At 60.6% G+C, this 17,036-nt stretch carries 22 protein-coding genes; 16 read left to right on the forward strand and 6 right to left on the reverse strand.

What is annotated here, in order from left to right; all coding sequences use genetic code 11:
* Positions 1–32 precede the first annotated feature (32 nt).
* From ACTNFJ_RS10010 to ACTNFJ_RS10055, 10 genes are all read left to right on the forward strand, one after another.
* Positions 33–1,169 carry a phage portal protein gene (locus ACTNFJ_RS10010; RefSeq protein WP_435906165.1) on the forward strand — a complete coding sequence of 379 codons (1,137 nt, stop codon included), beginning with the start codon at positions 33–35 and terminating at the stop codon, positions 1,167–1,169.
* Positions 1,162–2,724: an HK97 family phage prohead protease gene (locus ACTNFJ_RS10015; protein WP_435906166.1), complete on the forward strand. Its 1,563-nt coding sequence runs from the start codon at positions 1,162–1,164 to the stop codon at positions 2,722–2,724. The genes ACTNFJ_RS10010 and ACTNFJ_RS10015 overlap by 8 nt, the downstream gene beginning before the upstream one ends.
* Positions 2,725–2,726: 2 nt before the next feature.
* Positions 2,727–3,059, forward strand: a complete 333-nt coding sequence (locus tag ACTNFJ_RS10020) for a hypothetical protein (RefSeq protein ID WP_435906167.1) — start codon at positions 2,727–2,729, stop codon at positions 3,057–3,059.
* Entirely contained in the window at positions 3,056–3,427 is a 372-nt protein-coding gene (locus ACTNFJ_RS10025) for a hypothetical protein (protein WP_435906168.1), read from the forward strand. Before ACTNFJ_RS10020 ends, ACTNFJ_RS10025 begins: the two co-directional genes overlap by 4 nt.
* Positions 3,428–3,435: 8 nt before the next feature.
* On the forward strand, positions 3,436–3,861 hold the full coding sequence (locus ACTNFJ_RS10030; protein ID WP_435906169.1) for a hypothetical protein: 426 nt from the start codon (positions 3,436–3,438) through the stop codon (positions 3,859–3,861).
* Between the two features lie 15 nt (positions 3,862–3,876).
* On the forward strand, positions 3,877–4,539 hold the full coding sequence (locus tag ACTNFJ_RS10035; protein ID WP_435906170.1) for an IPT/TIG domain-containing protein: 663 nt from the start codon (positions 3,877–3,879) through the stop codon (positions 4,537–4,539).
* Complete coding sequence (locus ACTNFJ_RS10040; RefSeq protein WP_435906171.1) at positions 4,539–4,937, forward strand: hypothetical protein; 399 nt, start codon at positions 4,539–4,541, stop codon at positions 4,935–4,937. The genes ACTNFJ_RS10035 and ACTNFJ_RS10040 overlap by 1 nt, the downstream gene beginning before the upstream one ends.
* Before the next feature lie 10 nt (positions 4,938–4,947).
* Positions 4,948–5,208, forward strand: a complete 261-nt coding sequence (locus ACTNFJ_RS10045; protein ID WP_435906172.1) for a hypothetical protein — start codon at positions 4,948–4,950, stop codon at positions 5,206–5,208.
* A 143-nt stretch (positions 5,209–5,351) separates the two neighbouring features.
* The gene (locus ACTNFJ_RS10050) at positions 5,352–7,544 is read left to right on the forward strand and encodes a phage tail protein (protein WP_435906173.1); all 2,193 of its coding nucleotides are present in this window, start codon (positions 5,352–5,354) and stop codon (positions 7,542–7,544) included.
* A gap of 288 nt (positions 7,545–7,832) precedes the next feature.
* On the forward strand, positions 7,833–8,033 hold the full coding sequence (locus ACTNFJ_RS10055) for a hypothetical protein (RefSeq protein ID WP_435906174.1): 201 nt from the start codon (positions 7,833–7,835) through the stop codon (positions 8,031–8,033).
* A gap of 21 nt (positions 8,034–8,054) precedes the next feature.
* Here the strand turns inward: ACTNFJ_RS10055 and ACTNFJ_RS10060 are convergent, their stop codons facing one another.
* From ACTNFJ_RS10060 to ACTNFJ_RS10070, 3 genes are all read right to left on the reverse strand, one after another.
* Positions 8,055–8,225, reverse strand: coding sequence for a hypothetical protein (locus ACTNFJ_RS10060; protein ID WP_435906175.1), 171 nt, complete (start codon positions 8,223–8,225; stop codon positions 8,055–8,057).
* Positions 8,226–8,487: 262 nt separating this feature from the next.
* Positions 8,488–8,586 carry a 30S ribosomal protein bS22 gene (locus ACTNFJ_RS10065; protein WP_005504750.1) on the reverse strand — a complete coding sequence of 33 codons (99 nt, stop codon included), beginning with the start codon at positions 8,584–8,586 and terminating at the stop codon, positions 8,488–8,490.
* A 124-nt stretch (positions 8,587–8,710) separates the two neighbouring features.
* Positions 8,711–9,199, reverse strand: coding sequence for an ArsR/SmtB family transcription factor (locus tag ACTNFJ_RS10070; RefSeq protein ID WP_435906176.1), 489 nt, complete (start codon positions 9,197–9,199; stop codon positions 8,711–8,713).
* Between the two features lie 124 nt (positions 9,200–9,323).
* Here ACTNFJ_RS10070 and ACTNFJ_RS10075 point away from each other — a divergent pair, with 124 nt between their 5' ends.
* Together ACTNFJ_RS10075 and ACTNFJ_RS10080 are read left to right on the forward strand one after the other, a co-directional pair.
* A complete protein-coding gene (locus ACTNFJ_RS10075; protein ID WP_435906177.1) occupies positions 9,324–10,751 on the forward strand; it encodes a TrkH family potassium uptake protein in 1,428 nt (475 codons plus the stop codon).
* Positions 10,744–11,409, forward strand: a complete 666-nt coding sequence (locus ACTNFJ_RS10080; RefSeq protein ID WP_435906178.1) for a potassium channel family protein — start codon at positions 10,744–10,746, stop codon at positions 11,407–11,409. The genes ACTNFJ_RS10075 and ACTNFJ_RS10080 overlap by 8 nt, the downstream gene beginning before the upstream one ends.
* Before the next feature lie 4 nt (positions 11,410–11,413).
* On the opposite strand, the gene proC is transcribed toward ACTNFJ_RS10080, so the two are convergent.
* On the reverse strand, positions 11,414–12,265 hold the full coding sequence (gene proC / locus ACTNFJ_RS10085; RefSeq protein ID WP_435906179.1) for a pyrroline-5-carboxylate reductase: 852 nt from the start codon (positions 12,263–12,265) through the stop codon (positions 11,414–11,416).
* A 47-nt stretch (positions 12,266–12,312) separates the two neighbouring features.
* Between proC and ACTNFJ_RS10090 the strand changes: the two genes are divergently transcribed.
* On the forward strand, positions 12,313–13,275 hold the full coding sequence (locus ACTNFJ_RS10090) for a cation diffusion facilitator family transporter (RefSeq protein ID WP_435906180.1): 963 nt from the start codon (positions 12,313–12,315) through the stop codon (positions 13,273–13,275).
* A 3-nt stretch (positions 13,276–13,278) separates the two neighbouring features.
* Here the strand turns inward: ACTNFJ_RS10090 and ACTNFJ_RS10095 are convergent, their stop codons facing one another.
* Positions 13,279–13,713, reverse strand: a complete 435-nt coding sequence (locus ACTNFJ_RS10095; RefSeq protein WP_435906218.1) for a nucleoside deaminase — start codon at positions 13,711–13,713, stop codon at positions 13,279–13,281.
* Between the two features lie 66 nt (positions 13,714–13,779).
* Between ACTNFJ_RS10095 and upp the strand changes: the two genes are divergently transcribed.
* The 3 genes from upp to ACTNFJ_RS10110 all read left to right on the forward strand — a co-directional run bounded on the left by upp (position 13,780) and on the right by ACTNFJ_RS10110 (position 16,139).
* Entirely contained in the window at positions 13,780–14,415 is a 636-nt protein-coding gene (gene upp, locus ACTNFJ_RS10100) for a uracil phosphoribosyltransferase (RefSeq protein ID WP_435906181.1), read from the forward strand.
* A gap of 329 nt (positions 14,416–14,744) precedes the next feature.
* On the forward strand, positions 14,745–15,428 hold the full coding sequence (locus ACTNFJ_RS10105; protein WP_435906182.1) for a winged helix-turn-helix domain-containing protein: 684 nt from the start codon (positions 14,745–14,747) through the stop codon (positions 15,426–15,428).
* A gap of 117 nt (positions 15,429–15,545) precedes the next feature.
* Positions 15,546–16,139 (forward strand): magnetosome magnetite crystal formation protein family, encoded by a 594-nt coding sequence (locus tag ACTNFJ_RS10110; protein ID WP_435906183.1) that lies wholly within the window; start codon positions 15,546–15,548, stop codon positions 16,137–16,139.
* A 139-nt stretch (positions 16,140–16,278) separates the two neighbouring features.
* Here the strand turns inward: ACTNFJ_RS10110 and ACTNFJ_RS10115 are convergent, their stop codons facing one another.
* Positions 16,279–16,644: a TIGR02611 family protein gene (locus tag ACTNFJ_RS10115; RefSeq protein WP_435906184.1), complete on the reverse strand. Its 366-nt coding sequence runs from the start codon at positions 16,642–16,644 to the stop codon at positions 16,279–16,281.
* Positions 16,645–17,036: the final 392 nt, after the last annotated feature.

The raw sequence follows: 17,036 nt of genomic DNA on the forward strand, positions 1-17,036 counted from the left end.
AGATCAGACGGGGTTTTTGAGAAAATTAGAGTGTGGCAAATACTCTGATTTCGAAGCTTCGCGACTGGCTGATGCGCGATGACACCCCAGCCGACCCAAGCTTCGTCATCCCTTCACGATCTCAAGACGAACAGCACGTCGGCGTCGGTGACGCTCTCGGCCTGTCGATCGTGTACCGAGCTATCTCAATTCACACAATTGCGGTTAAACAACTCTCGTTCGCTGCATTCCGCGATGGTGTCGAACTCACCCGGGCGCAGTCACCAACATGGCTACGCCGACCCGACATCAATGCGACCCGCTCAGTGTTCCTCGAAGAGACCGTCGTGTCGCTCGCGTGCGCTGGTAATGCGTATTGGCGCATCAAGCGTGACAGTCGAGGCGGCGTAGCGAACCTTGAAGTTCTGAACCCGTTGAGCGTAACCATGCAAACGAACGCTGCAGGGCAGGTCGTGAAGTACGGGTACAAGGGCAGCGAGTTCCAGGCCAACGAGATCCAACATCTTCGTCTCCTACGTGTCCCTGGCACTCCGTCAGGGCTTGGACCGATCCAGGCTGCGCAACGTGAGATGCGCGGTGCAATGGATGTGCGCGACTATGCAGGGAACTGGTTCAGCGGGTCGGGTGCTCCCGTGGCCGGCTATCTGACGAGCGATCAGGCGATGACTCAGGAAGCGGCGCAGGAAACGCGCACGAGGTGGCAGGCAGCGACCTCTGATCGTGATGGGGTGCCGGTACTCGGTGCTGGCATGAAGTTCACGCCGCTTTTCCTTTCGCCAGAGGATGCCCTGTGGATTGAGGCACAGAAGTTCAACACGACGTCGATCGCACGCCTGTTCGGTGTCCCCGCGTCGCTCATGTTGGCAACTGTCGAGGGCAACACCCAGACGTATTCGAACATCGCGCAGGATTGGCTCGGCTATGTGCGCTTCTCGTTGATGCAGTACCTCGTCGAAATTGAGGATGCGTTCTCGCAGCTGCTGCAACGTGGCACTGATGCGAAGTTCAACGTCGAGGCGCTCTTGCGTACTGATGCTCAGACCCGGTATGCGACACACAACCTTGCACTGACTGGCGGCTGGATGACAGTCGCGGAGGTGCGTGAGATCGAAGGGCTGACACCGATGGTGAGCACACCTGAACCCCGCGCGGAGGACACAAATGAATGAACTATTAACCCGCTCGTTCGAGTTCCGCGCCGACGATGTGAATGTCGAACTGCGTGAGATCTCCGGCATCGCCGTGCCCTACGACCGTGATGCTGCAATCGGCCCGAACTTCGTTGAACGGATCGCTCGCGACGCAGTCGAGGACTCTGATGGCGCGCTGCTGTTCTGGCGGCACTCCGACCCGATTGGAAAGCTCATCGAGGCGGAGTCAACGGCAGATGGGTGGCGGATCCGCGCAAAGGTGTCTGACACCGCGCTCGGTAATGACGCAATGACCCTGTCTCGCGACGGCGTGATCGCTCAACTGTCGATCGGTTTTGAATCCATTTCCGACACGATGGCGACTCGTGAGGACGGCACGACGGTCATCACCCGTGACCGTATTCGTGTTCGGGAAGTGTCGCTTGTCCCGTTCGGCGCATATGGCGTTGACGCATCAATCACTGAAGTTCGACATAAGAACCCCGAAGCCTCTGGAGGCATAATGACTGAAACATTCACTGAGAGCGACCTGATCGAGGTTCGAGAGCGCATGGACGACCTCGAACGCCGTCAGGAGGTGTTCGTCACTCGTGACGAGGCACCGGTCGCCGATACGCGTTCCGTGGGCGAAGTCTTGAAGGCTATCGCTGCGGGCGATGACACCACGATCAGCGCCTACAACGACTTGCAGCGCGCATATACCGGCGGCACGACCGCTGACCTTGGAACGACACTGAAGCCGGGCTGGGTGGGCGACCTGACCCGTCTATTCGATTCATCTTCAAGCGTGCTCGCGTCCGTGTTCTCGACCGGCACTCTTCCGTCGACTGGCATGAGCATCGAGTTCGCTGAGCTGGACACCAACACTCTCTCCGTCGCTGAGCAGGCTACTGAGGGCGCTGACATTGCGATGGGTAAGGTCTCGATCACCACTCGCACTGCCCCAGTGAAGACCTACGCGGGCGGCACCGAGCTAACCCGCCAGGAGATCGAACGGGCGTCAGTCGGCGTCTTGAACACCTCTTTGAACGGTCTCGCCCTTGCAGCTGGAGCGCGCAAGAAGTCTGTGCTTCGAACCGCATTCGATGCCCTGGTGACGGCCCGTGCAGCGATCGCAGCAGATGCTGGGGTTGTTGGCCTCGGCGCTACCCTTGCCGCTGGCACCGACGTGAACTGGACCGCAGCTGTCATTGATGCAGCAATCAAGTATGAGGGCATCGCACTCGCACCTGAAGCGCTCATCGTCTCGGCAAGCGTGTTCAAGAAGCTCGACTCGCTTCGTACTAGCAACCATCGCGTGCTTGAGGTTGCAGACGGGAACACCGCAGGGCAACTGAACCTTACCGGCCTCACCGGTTCGCTGGCAGGACTTCCGGTACTCCTCGACACGGGTGCTTCGGGCGACAAAGCCACGTTCGTCAACAAGCTCGCTCTCCGCCAATACGATTCGGCCCTCGTGTCACTACAGGACGAGAACATTCTGAACCTGAGCAAGTCGTTCGCGGTGTACCGGTACGGCGCAGTTGCTGCTGAGATCCCCGCTGGCGTCGTGCCGGTGAAGTTCGGGGCTTAATCATGGCAGAGGGAACAGAAGCCCCAGATGGGCGTATAGAACAGTTGCGCCTGTATTGTGGCGCTCCTGCCTCTGACGCGATGTTCGTGGCCGAATGCGTGGCGCAAGCCGACGCGCTCGTCACGCGCTTTGTCGGGCAAGCTTCTGTTCCCTCTGCGATCGCCGACCGGGCGGTACTTGAAGTTGGCAGTGAACTGTTTCACCGCAAGCAAGCACCCAACGGTATCGCCCAGTTCGCGACCGCTGACGGTCAGTCTCCGATCCGGGTGGCACGAGATCCAATGATCGCTGCCTATCCGATCTTGCAACCCTTCACGGGGGTAGGTATCGCATGAACGCTCTGCAGACAGTTCGTGAATCCGTTGCAACACTGGCTAGTGATGCTACCGGGGCTCAGGCGCACCCGTTCATGCCCGGGCGGCTCGTGCCCCCTGCAGCGATCGTGCTCCCGGGTTCCCCATACCTGAGCTCGGGCGACACGTTCGGCACGTTCAGAATGGGCCTCGAGGTCGTAGTAGTTGCGGCTGGGAAAGTAAACGAAACCGCTTCGAACACGCTGGATGGACTCATCGTCGACACGGTCGTTGAGCTTGTTAATGCGGGCATCTCAGTGTCTGAGGTGTCCGACCCGTGGAGCCTGACCGTATCGAATGCGGAATACCTGGCAGCAACCATCACCACCACACAACCGGTCGAACTGTAGGAGGAACGATGAGCAGCACACGCATGAAGGGCTCAGCCCTCTCGCTCACATTCGACGGGGTCGACTATTGGGCAGACGTCACCAGCGCGTCTCTGACAAACGTTCCGATCGGTCAACCTCTCCGCGACTTCCAGGGCCACCCTCTACCCATGAATCTCCGATACTTCCTTCAAGGTACGGCGATTCAGTCTCTCGACACGAACTCGTTCTGGCGGTACGCCTGGTCACACGCAGGGCAGCGAATCGACTTCAGATATGCGCCTCTCGGAAACCAGGAACCGGAGCCGAGCAGGCCGCACTTCGTCGGCAAGGTGCACATAGGCCCACCACCCACTGTCGGCGGTGATGCTGGAAACGGGGAATACGCGTTCGGCTTTGAGTGGGAAGTCCTCGGCAAACCGGACCTCGACGAAGACAGCACACGAACGTCATAACAACTAGGAGTAATCATGAGCAGCATTCGCATTAAGGGCAACAAACTCGCCCTCAGTTTTGGCGGGGTCGACGTCTGGGCAGATGTCACCGCAGTCACCCTAGAGAACACCGATAAGGACGGTGGGCTCACGACCTTCGAGGACGCTGCAGGCACTCCAAGCCGCCAGTATCTGGTGAAGGGCACCGCGATTCAGTCCTTGCAAACATCGTCGTTCTGGCGGTATGCATGGGCGAACAGTGGGCAGACTGTCGCGTTCCGGTACGCACCAAAGGGCAACCAAACCGCTTCGGCTGACGAGCCGCACTTCCTCGGTCAGGTGAAGATCGGCCCACGACCAACTGTCGGTGGTGAAGCTGGAACTTCGAACGAGTTCTCATTCGATTTCGAGTGGCGGGTCGACGGCGATCCGACCATGGACGAAGGCATTGACGGTGTCCCCGTGATCTCGTCGATTACTCCCACAGGCCAGGGGGCTGGTGAACAGGTCGTAATCACCGGCACCCGCTTGTCAGGAGCGACGGACGTGAAGTTCGGTATCACGTCGGCTGACAACCTCATCGTCGTGTCGGATACCACGCTCGCAGTCATCGTGCCTGCAGGCACCGGGGTGAAGGCGGTCACTGTTCATGCTGGCGCGAAAACCTCGGCACCCGTCGACTACACGGTTGCAGCCTAATGAGCCTCGACGGGACCTTCTACGGGGATGGCACAGTCGTTCGCGTAGAAGGCCTGTCCAAGCTCAGCCGAGAGCTTCGCAAATCCGGTGTCGACGTGCAACGCATGAACGAGATCATGCACGCGATCGGACAAGCCGTAGTGAGCTCGGCAAACGTGCCAACGAAGACTGGCCGACTGAAAAGCACTCTCCGCGCAGGTAAGGGCCGCACGAAAGCTGTGGTCCGCATGGGCGGTGCGAGGGCCCCATATGCGGGAGTCATCGAGTACGGGTGGCGTGCACGTGGCATCACCGGATCGATGGCAGTGAACCGGGCGCGTGACTCACGGAAACAGGAATCCCAACGCATGATCCGTGCAGGCGTCGACAAAATTCTGAAAAACAACAACCTCTTATAAGGAGACCAAAATGTCCAACATCAAAACGAACTTCTCTCTCGAAGAGCTCACCCTTGGCGAGATCTCGCAGCTCGAGGAACTCTCTGGCCTTTCTCTGTCGGAGATCGCAGACGATCACGCACCGAAGGGCAAGTTCATGACCGCGCTCGCGTACCTAGCGAAGCGTCGCGAAGACCCTTCTTTCACTTACTCGCAGGCTGAGATGCTCAAGCTCTCTGAGGTTCAGGACATTCTCGGAGGGGACGTACTGGGGGAAGCCGTAGCGGCCTGAGCGCCGCACACGTTGAACGCATCGCGATAGGGGTCGTTCATTTGGGGCTCGCGCCATCAGAAGTGAACGCCCTCACGTTGCGGGAGTGGTCAGCAATCCTTACCGAGTACAAAAAGAGCCGGCAGAAGAAGTAGGAGGCGCTCATGGCAGGATCAACCGTTGTCGTGTCCGTCCTTGCCGACGTGAAGAAGTTCACGTCTGGCATGGACACCGCTGCGGGTGGGCTGGGCAAATTTGCTAGCGCCGCTTCGGGGATGGCTAAAGTTGCTGTCGGCGCGGTAGCTGGCATCACTGCGGCACTTGCTGGTGTCGCTATCGGTGGTGGCATCGCCCGGGCACTGAAGCTCGATGAGGCGACTACGAAACTCAAGGCGCTCGGCTACGAAGGTGAACGCGCAGCACAGATCACCGAGAATGCGCTTTCGTCTGTGAAGGGCACCGCGTTCGGTCTCGACTCTGCAGTCAACTCGGCTGTCGGTCTGCTCGCTGCCGGCATCAAACCCGGTGAGCAGCTCGAGGGCGTACTCTCCACCATCGCGAACACTGCCGCACTCGCTGGCACGTCAATGGATGAGATGGGTTCCATCTTCAACAAGGTTGCCGCCAACGGTAAGGTGACAACCCAGGAGATGAACCAGCTCGCCGACCGTGGCGTACCAATCTGGCAATACTTGGGCGAATCCCTCGGCGTGAACAACGCAGAGCTTCGCGAGATGATCGAAGCCGGCACGGTGACCGCCGACATGTTCAACAGCGCGCTCGGTCCCGCTGTGGAAGGCATCGCTGCGACGATGGGCGGCTCATTCAAGGGCTCGTTGCAAAACTCGATGGCGGCGCTGTCGCGATTGGGGGCGGCATGGATCTCGCCAGCTCTCCCAGTCGCGACTGCCCTGATTCAGCTATTCACGACGAAGGTGGATGGGCTGACCGACTCGATGTCGCCATTGTTGGACGTGTGGAAAGAGTGGACCGCGAGTATCGACCTCGAGGCGATCAAGGGTGGTGACCTGTCCGGCCTCATCACCGGTCTGCTGCAACTCAAAGACACCATCATGGGCGGGCTGATGGACGCGTTCCCGTCACTCGTCGACGGCATTGTCGGCATGGTCCCCACACTCGTTACGTCGGTGCTGAGCGGCATCACTGGCCTGGTGACTGCGATCGCTGCAGCAGCCCCGCAACTCATCGCGGGCGGCATTGTTCTTATCGGCGGGCTTATCCTGGGACTCACGGAAGCGTTGCCCCAGATCTTGACCGCAATCCTTGGGATAATCCCGATCTTGGTTGCCGGCATCACTGAGGGGCTACCGCAACTCATCGAGGGCGCGCTGCTCCTGTTCCAGGGCATCGTTCAAGCACTGTCAGAGATCGTGCCGCAACTCATCACCGCTGTGGTGACCTTACTGCCGGTAATCATCGACGCACTGATCTCAGGTCTTGACGCACTCATCACGGGCGCGATCACGCTGTTCACCGCGCTCGTTGATGCGATCCCAGTCGTACTGCCGCTTCTGATCACCGCGATTGTTGAGCTGCTGCCGCAGATCATTGCCGCGATCATCGGCATGATTCCCGTACTTCTAGATGGTGCGATCAGCCTGTTCACGGCACTCGTGAACTCGATCCCGGTGATCCTGCCGCTCCTGATCACCGCCATAATCGAGCTCATCCCCGTGCTCATAACCACGTTGATCTCAGCGATCCCCGCGCTCCTTAATGGGGCGGTTCAACTGTTCATCGGGATCGTGAAGGCGATTCCGGTAATCATCCCCGCCCTGATCGAGGCCGTCATCAAGCTCGTGCCGGAGATGGTGGCCGCGTTGATCGGAATGATCCCTGACCTTATCCAGGCAGGTATCGACCTGATCGGCGGTCTCATTAAGGGCCTCTGGGAATCAGCCGGGGCTGTAGGTGAGGCTCTGCTCGACATTATCGGGGGCGCTGTAGATGGGTTCCTCTCATTCCTCGGCATCGCATCACCTTCCCGAATGTTCAAGGGATTTGGGGTGAACCTCATTGAAGGCCTCGCACAGGGTCTCGCGGATACTGGTCTCGTCGGAAAAGCGATGACCGATCTGCAGTCCACCGTCGCTGGCACAAGCTTCGACTTGCCGGCTCCGACGATCAGTCAAGCGGAGATCAGTCGCACGGCTGCGAACACATTTGGTGGAGAGAGTACTCGTCAACCGGTAGTGACGTTCCCAGAAATGATCACTTTAAGGATTGGGAACCGGGAGTTCGAAGCCTATATTGATCAACTCGCTGATGGTCGCGTCGCCGCCGCGTCGTCGGCTGGTGGTGCTCGTGTTCGTCAGGGATCGGATCGGAGGTTCTGATGCAGGTATATCCGTACGATCAGGTGCCTGACGGTGGCGGGCGCTCTGGCACCAGTCTCTGGTGTGGCGCTGAGCAGCAGGCTCGGAGCTTGTCCTTAGACCGGAGTTAACGTCCTGAGTGATTCAGGGCGAAGGTGACGAGAGTTCTTATCCTTTCGGCTCTAAGACTCACCTGCTCCATAGAGGCCCCCGCATCAGTCCGGGGGCCTCACCATTTGTCAGTGGTCGGTGATACGTTCCGAATTGAGCAGTTCGCTCACCGTTGATTGTTTTTGAGAAGGGGTTCAAATGGCTGGTGTCGATCCGAAGATGACCACCGCACAGGTGCTGTACGCGAAAATTGCTGAGCTTGCAAAGGAGTCGAATGTTGCGAGCGACGTCGAAGCGCTCTCGCGAGCTTTCGCCAGTGTCGCGTCTGTCGCGCCAAGTTTCGAAGTAGCTGACGATGGAACGGCAAAGAAGCCAACCCGCAGCGCAACATTTCACTGATTTGTTCTAGTCGCGGTACAGCTATGCCCCTGTGGCGTCCTTCGGGACACTGCAGGGGCGTTTCTTTGTTTCGCCGCGCAGCTTCTCGACCTCGTCACATAGTTCCAGCACGACCAGCCTGAGCGCGTCGATATCGGCAGAGTCGTCTACCGGCCCGGTCGCGAGGGTGCGAGCATGTGCGAGGTCTGTCATGCCGAAAGTATGCACGCCAAAGTAGGAGGGGAGGGTCACCCGCTGCCCGAAGTTAGCCCGCAATTGTCCTGGGCCTCACAGTGCGCGCGGGGCTGGGGGTATCTTCCAACACGGCAAGTGAGTCCGCAGTCCGCAGCCTGTCCGCAGAGAGTCCGCAGGAGTGCCAGTTGCGGACTGTTCTCGGCAACCTCAGGCAACCCCAAAAATGGCATAAACAAGCGGCTGACAGCAGCACACAACTACCGCCAACCGCCCATTCTTGCTACTTCTTGTTGCGACGCTGGTGACGCGTCTTACGAAGCAACTTGCGGTGCTTCTTCTTCGACATGCGCTTGCGACGCTTCTTGATGACTGAACCCACGGTAACCTCACAACGTCTATAGGGCCGCCAGTTTGTGGCCCACAAAACATCAATAATACCGCGACGAGACTGCGAGCGCGAACCGCGCGCTGAGAAACGGCGCGTGGGGCCCCGCGAGATGCGCTTATTCGCGCAGTTTGAAGCGGGCGACGAGTTCTTTCACTCGGTGTTCAGCTCGCGCGGCGACACGCCCGATCCTCTCCGCGGCCGCGGCTGTGGAGTCGGGCAGCACTTCCTCATCACGGGCATCTTCACCGAAGCCGCCGCCGAAGCGCCCCTCCGGGTCGGGCATGAGCTCACCCGTCTCAGAGACGTATTCAACCGTCACCTCAGTGTCGAAGCCAGCTGAAAGAAACGGGATGACAAAATCCTCGATCATCTCGAGCGGTTCAGGATTCAACGAGTAGAAGCGGTGCTGGCCTTCCTCCCGCACTGACACGAGCTCGGCCTCACGAAGCACCTTCAGGTGCTTCGACACTGTGGGCTGGCTCATTTCAAGCTGCGACACAATTTCAGAGACACTAATCTCCGAATCCTGCACATGCCGTTCGAGGAGCACCTGCAAAATATCTCGCCTGGTCGCGTCCGCGATGACCCCGAATATGTCTGGCATAGCCACAAGGGTATCTGAGTACAGGCGATCCGCGTTGTAGCATGACCTGTGCGGTGGCTGCAGCCTGCGGCCAACTCGCCTGACCAGGTGCGAACTATGGGAAGAAGGTTGTGTGAGGGCGCGCATGAGGACCCGTCGGGGTTCGGCACCACTGACACAGAAATCATGGCTTCACGCCCTGATTGAATCCTCGCCTGCCCGTTTCGCGCTGCTCGTGTTCACCGGCTTGATCCTGCTCTGGACAGCGTTACTCGCCCTCCCGTTCGCGAGCGCGTCTGGGCAAGTCACCCCGTTGGCCGATGCCCTCTTCACTGCGGTATCCGCGATCTGTGTGACCGGGCTCACCACTGTCAACATGGCGACGCACTGGTCTGTGTTTGGGAATATCGTGATTCTCGCTGGATTCCAGATCGGCGGAATCGGAGTTCTCACGCTCGCCAGCATGCTCGGACTCACGGTCACTCGTCGTCTCGGTTTACGCCAGCGGCTCCTCGCTGCTGCAGATACCAACCCGGCCCGCACCAGCAAGGGCACGAGCGAAAGCCAGGCAGTGGGCCTCGGCGACATTGGTGGCCTGCTTGCGGCCGTTGCCGCCAGTCTTCTCGTTATCGAGGCTGCCCTGACCCTGCTGATCGTTCCCCGGCTCATGATGGAGGGATTCGGTTTCGGTTCCGCGCTGTGGAACGGGTTCTATCTCGCTGCCTCAGCCTTCACGAATACCGGGTTTGTCCCTCTCGAAAGCGGTCTCGAACCCTTCGCGACCGATTTCTACATGCTGACGGTGCTCGCCGTGGGGGTGTTCCTCGGCAGCATCGGGTTTCCGGTGATCTTCGCCATCTACCGCATGGTGGCCGGTCGCGGGTGGAAGCGCAATAAACGCCTCGGCCTGCACGCGAAGCTCACGCTGACCACGACAATCGCATTCGTCTTCCTCGGCTGGCTCGGCATCGGCGCACTCGAGTTCAACAACAGTCAAACGCTCGGCAGTCAGGGCTTCTGGCAGACCATCATGTCGGCCGGCTACACCTCAGTCATGACCCGTTCGGGCGGACTCGGCATCATGGATCCGAACGATATGAACGGGTCAACCCTCCTGGTGATGGACATGCTCATGTTCGTCGGGGGCGGGTCCGCCTCCACCGCTGGCGGCATCAAGGTCACCACAATCGCTGTCCTCTTTCTCGCGGCGTACGCCGAGGCGCGCGGCTACCAAGACATGCAGGCATTCGAGCGGCGGATCCCGACAGAGGTGCTTCGTCTCGCTGTCTCCATCGTGATCTGGGGATCCACCATTGTTGCTGCTGCATCAATCGCAATCCTGCACATGACAAAGCTCCCCCTCGACCTCGTGCTGTTTGAGGTGATCTCAGCATTTGGCACCTGTGGCCTATCCACGGGCGTCTCCGAGGCGCTTCCCGATGCCGGGAAGTACGTGCTCTCCGCCACCATGTGGGCGGGACGTGTCGGAACGGTAACGCTGGCCGCCGCCCTCGCGGCAACCAGCCGCCGCCGCATGTTCCGCTTCCCCGAAGAAAGGCCGATCGTTGGTTGACATCCGCTCTGACGCACCCGTAATCGTGATCGGGCTCGGCCGCTTCGGCGCCGCGACCGCCGGTCAGCTCGACCGACAGGACCGCGAGGTACTCGTGGTCGACACCGATGCCGCCCTCGTGCAGAAATGGTCTGATCGCGTCACCCATGCGGTGCAAGCCGACGCCAAATCGATCGAGGCGCTGCGCCAGATCGGTGCCGCAGACTTCAAGATCGCCGTGGTGGCCACTGGCGCGTCAATCGAGGCGAGCGTGCTCATCGCAGCCAACCTGGTCGATCTGGGAGTGCCGCAGATCTGGGCAAAGGCGATCTCGCAGTCCCACGGCAAAATCCTCGAGCGCATCGGGGTGAACCACGTCATCTACCCCGAGCGGGAGGCTGGCGAGCGCGTCGCCCACTTGCTCAGCGGGAGCATGCTCGATTTCATTCAGTTCGATGACAATTACGTCATCGCCAAGATGTACCCGCCCCGCTCGATCCGCGGATTGTCACTGAAAGCCAGCGGGGTACGCACGCACTACCGCATCACGGTCGTCGGGGTGAAGACGCCAGGACAGCCATTCACGCACGCAACGCAGGATACGGTCATCTCGTCGCACGACCTCATCATCGTGTCGGGCGCCGGGGCTGACGTCGAACGCTTCGCCGCGATCGCGTAGCTCCCTAGCCCTGCGAAATCTCGTGAGATCGCGCAATGGCCGCAGCAAACGCTCGGTCAAAGAGCCCACCCCATTCGCCGCTCTGGAGCACCTCGATCGCACGCTCGGTGGTGCCGTTTGGGCTAGTCACCCTGCGGCGCAACTCCGCGGGTTCGTCAGTGGATCGCGACATCAGATCTGAAGCCCCCATCACGGTGCCCTGCACCAAGACGCGCGCTTCCTCCGGCGAGAACCCCAGCCGTTCGGCCGCAGCGGTGAACTCCTCGACGAAGAGGAACAGATAAGCCGGCCCCGATCCTGACACCGCGCCCAGTGCATCGAGGCGCTCTTCGCCCAACACAATGACCGCTCCCACGGTCTGGAACAGACGCCGCACGGCATCGACAGCTTGTGGGCTTGCCGAAGCGCCCCCGGCCACTCCGGTGACACCTCGACCAACGTTCGCCGGCGTATTTGGCATAGCGCGCACCACTGAGACTCCCGCCGGCAGCAGCGCCTCCATACTTGCGGTCGTGATGCCAGCGGCAACGCTCACCACAATGGCATGGGGTTCGAGGTCGTCGGCGACCTCCCGCAACACGTCGTGCACGAGCCACGGCTTCACCGCGAGGATCACCAGCTGAGCCCCTCGCACAGCCCACCGATTGGCTTCTGCGGTCTCTTCGGCCGCATACGCCACGACGTCGTCGGCCTCTGCGAACGCGGCCGCGCTCGCGGACGAACTCATCGTCACGGTGATGGGGCCACTGGTGTGCTCACCCGGGCCTCGGAGGCCCGCGAGGATCGCCCCACCCATGGATCCGACCCCCAGCATCGCGACGCGCGGGAGTGGCTGGTTATCGTTTTTTTCGCTCATACGGCCCAAGTCTAGGATGGAGGCATTGCGACGAAGGGATTCACCACATGAGCGCGACCGGCGGCAGCAAGGCGATCATCGCGGCATTCCTCGCGAATACGGGCATCGCAATTACGAAGTTCATCGCGTGGATCTTCTCCGGCTCCTCCTCGATGCTCGCGGAGAGCGTGCACTCGGTCGCTGATGCCGCCAACCAGCTCCTCCTCCTCCTCGGCGGCAAGCGCGCGAAGCAGAAAGCCGACAAAGAGCACCCGTTCGGACACGGTCGCGTGCGCTACGTCTACGCATTCGTAGTGGCGATTGTGCTCTTCGCCATGGGCGGCGTGTTCTCGGTGTACGAGGGGATCGCAAAGATTCGTGATCCGCATCCCCTTGAATTCTGGTGGCTCCCACTGTTAGTACTGACCGTTGCCATCGTGCTCGAGAGTTTCTCGTTGCGCACCGCAATTCGAGAAAGCCGTCCACACAAGGGCGGCTCAAGCTGGATGACGTTCATCCGGCGGTCGAAGGCGCCCGAGCTTCCTGTCGTGTTGCTCGAAGACGTCGGCGCTCTGCTCGGCCTTGTCATTGCGTTCTTTGGGGTGGGCCTCACTGTATTGACTGGAAATAGCGTCTTCGATGGTGCCGCGACCATCGCGATTGGCGTGCTCCTCATCCTCCTTGCCGCGGTGATCGGTTGGGAGGTCAAGAGCCTTCTCGTGGGCGAGGGCGCGCACGAGGACGACCTCGCGAAGATTGAGGCCGCCTTGCTCGCCAGCAGCGACATCGACCGCATCATTCACATGAAGACGCTCTACGTTGGCCCCGACGAGTTCATGATCGGGGCAAAAGTTAGCCTCGCCGCCGAGCGCACTATGAAGGAGGTTTCTGTGATCGTGAACCTCGCCGAGCGTCGCGTTCGCGAAGCAGTTCCGGCGGCACGCATCATCTACATTGAGCCAGATGTATGGATCGACCCGCTCGCTGCTCAGCCCACCACGAGTTCGGTGGTCATGCTCTCCAGCGACTAGTTGCTAGCGGCGCTCGACGAAGAAATTGGCGAGTAGCTGCGCGCATTCTTCGGCGCGCACGCCGCCAACAACCTCGGGCACTGGGTGAGGGAGTCGACCGTCACGCAGGAGGTCATACACACTGCCTGCGGCACCCGCCTTTTCGTCCCAAGCGCCGAAGACCACCCGGGGAATGCGTGCCGCGAGAATCACTCCGGCGCACATGACGCAGGGCTCGAGCGTCACCACGAGAGTGCACCCTTCGAGGTAGCGGTCTCCGAGGGCGGCGGTAGCTTCGCGAATCGCCACAATCTCGGCGTGGCCGGTCGGGTCAGAGGACGTATGACGTGCGTTGTGGCCCGAACCCCGAACCAGGCCGTGCCGGTCCACCACGACCGCACCTATCGGCACCTCGCCTGCCGCTGCCGCCAACTGCGCCTGTTCGAGTGCGAGCTCCATGTGCGCCGCCTCAGCGGAGCTCACAGGGATCGAGTTCACAGGGGCCTTCTTCGGTAGGGTTGTGCCATGCGTCTTGTTATCGCGGAGCACCCGCTGGTCACCCACAAGCTTACGGTTCTGCGCGATGCAAAGACCTCTCAGCCCACCTTTCGGATGTTGACCGAAGAACTCATGACGCTTCTCGCCTACGAAGCGACTCGAGAGGTTCGCGTCGAGCCGTGCACCATCAAGACTCCCGTCGCCACAACTTCGGGAGTGCAACTCACCCACCCTCTCCCACTGGTCGTGCCGATCCTCCGTGCCGGCCTCGGCATGTTAGAGGGCATGGTGAAACTCGTGCCTACCGCCGAGGTGGGATTCCTCGGTATGGTGCGCGACGAAGAGACCCTGCAGCCGACGACCTATGCCGAACGGTTGCCGGATTCACTTGCGGGTCGGCAGTGCTTTGTGCTCGATCCCATGCTTGCCACCGGTGGATCACTGGCGGCAGCGATCAGATTCCTCTTTGATCGGGGCGCCGATGACGTTACCGCCATTTGCCTCCTCGGTACGCCTCAAGGCGTCGAGGCCATTCGCGAGGCGGCTGGCGACCGGCAAGTCACCTTGGTGCTCGGCGCACTCGACGAAGGACTCGACGAGAACGCCTACATAGTGCCCGGCCTCGGCGACGCGGGTGATCGCCTCTACGGCACCGCCGACTAGGCTCACTCCCGCATTTGACATTCTCGTCAAGGATTTGGTTAACTATGCGTCATGACTCGCACCAAGACATCCCAGTACGCCCTTGAGGTGAACTTTGGGGTCGCAGGCATGATGTGCCGCGGTGGTGCGATGCGCTGTCGAATGTGCCTCTAGCAAGGATTTCTGCCCGCACCCCTGCCCGCGATTCGCGGAGGTTGGGTGCCCGCTGCGGCTTAAGCCGCGATCCATTGAGTATCAGCTCGAACGAAGCACGCTGAACTCTTCACACCCAAGCGACCGTAGGTCGCACAGCCGCTGTTTTTCGCGGCACACGCTTGAAGGACATCATCATGACGACCCAGACTCTTGCCCAGGCCCGCCCCGACCTCACATCTGATCTCGTACCCGCACCCGCCCGACGCGTGCCCGAGGGCACCGAGGTTCGCGGTTTCGCGGTCTACGTAGGGCTTTCCGACGACAAGATCGCTGACGGCGACCCGAAACTCGGGGCCATTGTTGCCCAGATCAAAGATCTCGTCGCGCAGCTGTCGCCCTCTGCGGAAACCTATGCTGCGGTCGCGCTTGCACCCGAGGGCGTCGGCGGTCGCGACGTCGACGTGGTGCGGCTCGCCCTTGGCGACCCTGCCGCGATCGCACGCCAGAAACAGACGGCCAAGGAAAACCAGGACCGTGCGGCCAGCGGAGTCACTATAGATCTGTCGCGCAAGCGCGTATTGCTCGACAACGTGGTAGCACCGCTGACCTTCCGCGAGTTCGAGCTCCTGCAGTACTTCGTGTTGCGCGAGGGCCGAACCGTCAGCCGCGAGGAGATCATCACCACCCTCTGGTCGGACGCGGCAGAAAGCGAAATTCCGAGCGAGCGCACCATCGACGTACATGTGCGACGCCTTCGCGTGAAGCTCGCCCAGTACCAAGACATCGTTCGCACGGTGCGCGGAATTGGGTACCGCTTTGACCGCCACGCCGATGTTTCGATCTTGCAGGGTGCAACTCACAGCCCCGACCTTTTCTAAAGGCGAGGCAGCCCTGCGTGTCGCCACACTTGTAGATACCCTCCCATCGCTCTACCGCGGCGCGCGGTTCTTGCGGTAGCTTGTGTACTACGTACATGTCACATTGAGGAGACTTCAATGACTACGCTGCCCCCCGAAGAAAACAACGGCCAGGCCGCCGATCAGCACGCCGCCGGCGAAGCTGCCGCGCAGCCCACTCCCGCTCAGCCTGAGGCTGCCGCACCTGAGCAGCCCGCGGCGCCGGTGCCGCCGCCCGCGGCCCCCCAGTACCAGGCTCCTCCGGCTGGCGCCTACCAGCAGCCGCAGCAGCCCCAGCAGGGCTACCAGCAGCCGCAGCAACCGCAACAGGGCTACCAACAGCCACAGGCAGCCGACCCGGTCAGCTCCATCACGCTGAACTACTGGTTATCGGTGTTCTTCACGTGGCTTCCCGCCCTCATCTTCTGGATCATCGAGAAAGACAAGGGCAACCAGCGGGCCATGGAATTCCACGTGGCCAACCTCAACTTCTCGCTCGTACGCACCGGAGTGGTGATTGCCGGCTGGATTATCGGCATGGTCCCCTACATCGGGTGGATCCTGGGCCTCCTCATCTGGGTCGCCTCGGTCGTGCTCTTCGTCTTCCACATCATGGCGGCAGCGAAGGCACCCGATGCTTACCGTAAGGGCGGTCACCCGGAGTTCGTATTCAATCTGCCGATTATCAAGTAATCAGTGGATCAGAAGGTCCCGGTCAGCAGTCGCCGACCGGGACCTTCTCGTTTCCTGAACGCTGCGTCGTTGCTTCCAGCCCCGGGGAACGTGGCAAACCCCTGGGCAGTAAGCGCTACTGCGCTGAGAGTCACCGCCGTTAGTCACCGGATTGCTCGGCGGCACGGCCACTGCCTGCTGCCCTCCTCGCACGCCAGGCTTTCCACCAGATCCAGAACCTGGAGAGTTGCATCCGCAACCAGCTCGTGAAGCGCCTCGCCCAGTGAAACTCTGAGCCGAGGATTGTGAGCCCGACAAACACAATCAACCAACCAGGGCCTGGCAGGGGAACCAGGATGAGCCCGATGACGATCACCGAAGCCCCGATGAGCGTGATGAGCACGCGATAGACGACGTTGAGCCAGGGCTTCTCACGGATCCGCCCCCGCCATTTCGCCATGAAGCGACCGATGGGTCGACCGATGCGGTTTGCCCGCTCGTAGTCATCCGCTGTCGGGTCGCTCATGATTCGATGCTACGTGTTCTCGCTGAAGACTCGCAGGATGTCGGCCATCAGTGCAGACGTTGCGCTGAAATGTGAAGAACCCCTGCCTCGGCAGGGGTTCTTCACATGCGCACAATGGCGGAGACGGGGGGATTTGAACCCTGCCAGCGCAAAGTCGACGACTCTGCAAATCTTTTAGATCCGCGCAATTTCAACGGTGTTGATAGCAAAGAGCTGGGGTAGACATCGAGGAATACTCTGCAATTGTTGTCACCGTGTTGTCACGGGAGTAGTAACGGGCTCGGGTATCTCCCACCGTTTGAGGTCGAGGTCTAAGTAATCTACGAATGGCCACTCGCCCTAGCTTGACGCTCAACATGACGATAGGTTTCCAGACTGTAGATGAGATCAAG

Origin of the sequence: Leucobacter shiyiweii, assembly GCF_052446065.1 — a bacterium.
Taxonomy (GTDB): Bacteria; Actinomycetota; Actinomycetes; order Actinomycetales; family Microbacteriaceae; genus Leucobacter.

Bases quoted from the DNA above. Each gene is read 5' to 3' on its own strand.
- ACTNFJ_RS10075 (WP_435906177.1), top strand. From the start codon at position 9,324: ATGAGGACCCGTCGGGGTTCGGCACCACTGACACAGAAATCATGGCTT.
- ACTNFJ_RS10050 (WP_435906173.1), top strand. From the start codon at position 5,352: ATGGCAGGATCAACCGTTGTCGTGTCCGTCCTTGCCGACGTGAAGAAG.
- ACTNFJ_RS10025 (WP_435906168.1), top strand. From the start codon at position 3,056: ATGAACGCTCTGCAGACAGTTCGTGAATCCGTTGCAACACTGGCTAGT.
- ACTNFJ_RS10030 (WP_435906169.1), top strand. From the start codon at position 3,436: ATGAGCAGCACACGCATGAAGGGCTCAGCCCTCTCGCTCACATTCGAC.
- ACTNFJ_RS10105 (WP_435906182.1), top strand. From the start codon at position 14,745: ATGACGACCCAGACTCTTGCCCAGGCCCGCCCCGACCTCACATCTGAT.
- ACTNFJ_RS10090 (WP_435906180.1), top strand. From the start codon at position 12,313: ATGAGCGCGACCGGCGGCAGCAAGGCGATCATCGCGGCATTCCTCGCG.
- ACTNFJ_RS10110 (WP_435906183.1), top strand. From the start codon at position 15,546: ATGACTACGCTGCCCCCCGAAGAAAACAACGGCCAGGCCGCCGATCAG.
- proC (WP_435906179.1), bottom strand. From the start codon at position 12,265: ATGAGCGAAAAAAACGATAACCAGCCACTCCCGCGCGTCGCGATGCTG.
- upp (WP_435906181.1), top strand. From the start codon at position 13,780: ATGCGTCTTGTTATCGCGGAGCACCCGCTGGTCACCCACAAGCTTACG.
- ACTNFJ_RS10045 (WP_435906172.1), top strand. From the start codon at position 4,948: ATGTCCAACATCAAAACGAACTTCTCTCTCGAAGAGCTCACCCTTGGC.
- ACTNFJ_RS10060 (WP_435906175.1), bottom strand. From the start codon at position 8,225: ATGACAGACCTCGCACATGCTCGCACCCTCGCGACCGGGCCGGTAGAC.
- ACTNFJ_RS10015 (WP_435906166.1), top strand. From the start codon at position 1,162: ATGAATGAACTATTAACCCGCTCGTTCGAGTTCCGCGCCGACGATGTG.
- ACTNFJ_RS10055 (WP_435906174.1), top strand. From the start codon at position 7,833: ATGGCTGGTGTCGATCCGAAGATGACCACCGCACAGGTGCTGTACGCG.
- ACTNFJ_RS10070 (WP_435906176.1), bottom strand. From the start codon at position 9,199: ATGCCAGACATATTCGGGGTCATCGCGGACGCGACCAGGCGAGATATT.
- ACTNFJ_RS10115 (WP_435906184.1), bottom strand. From the start codon at position 16,644: ATGAGCGACCCGACAGCGGATGACTACGAGCGGGCAAACCGCATCGGT.
- ACTNFJ_RS10020 (WP_435906167.1), top strand. From the start codon at position 2,727: ATGGCAGAGGGAACAGAAGCCCCAGATGGGCGTATAGAACAGTTGCGC.
- ACTNFJ_RS10040 (WP_435906171.1), top strand. From the start codon at position 4,539: ATGAGCCTCGACGGGACCTTCTACGGGGATGGCACAGTCGTTCGCGTA.
- ACTNFJ_RS10095 (WP_435906218.1), bottom strand. From the start codon at position 13,713: ATGGAGCTCGCACTCGAACAGGCGCAGTTGGCGGCAGCGGCAGGCGAG.
- ACTNFJ_RS10035 (WP_435906170.1), top strand. From the start codon at position 3,877: ATGAGCAGCATTCGCATTAAGGGCAACAAACTCGCCCTCAGTTTTGGC.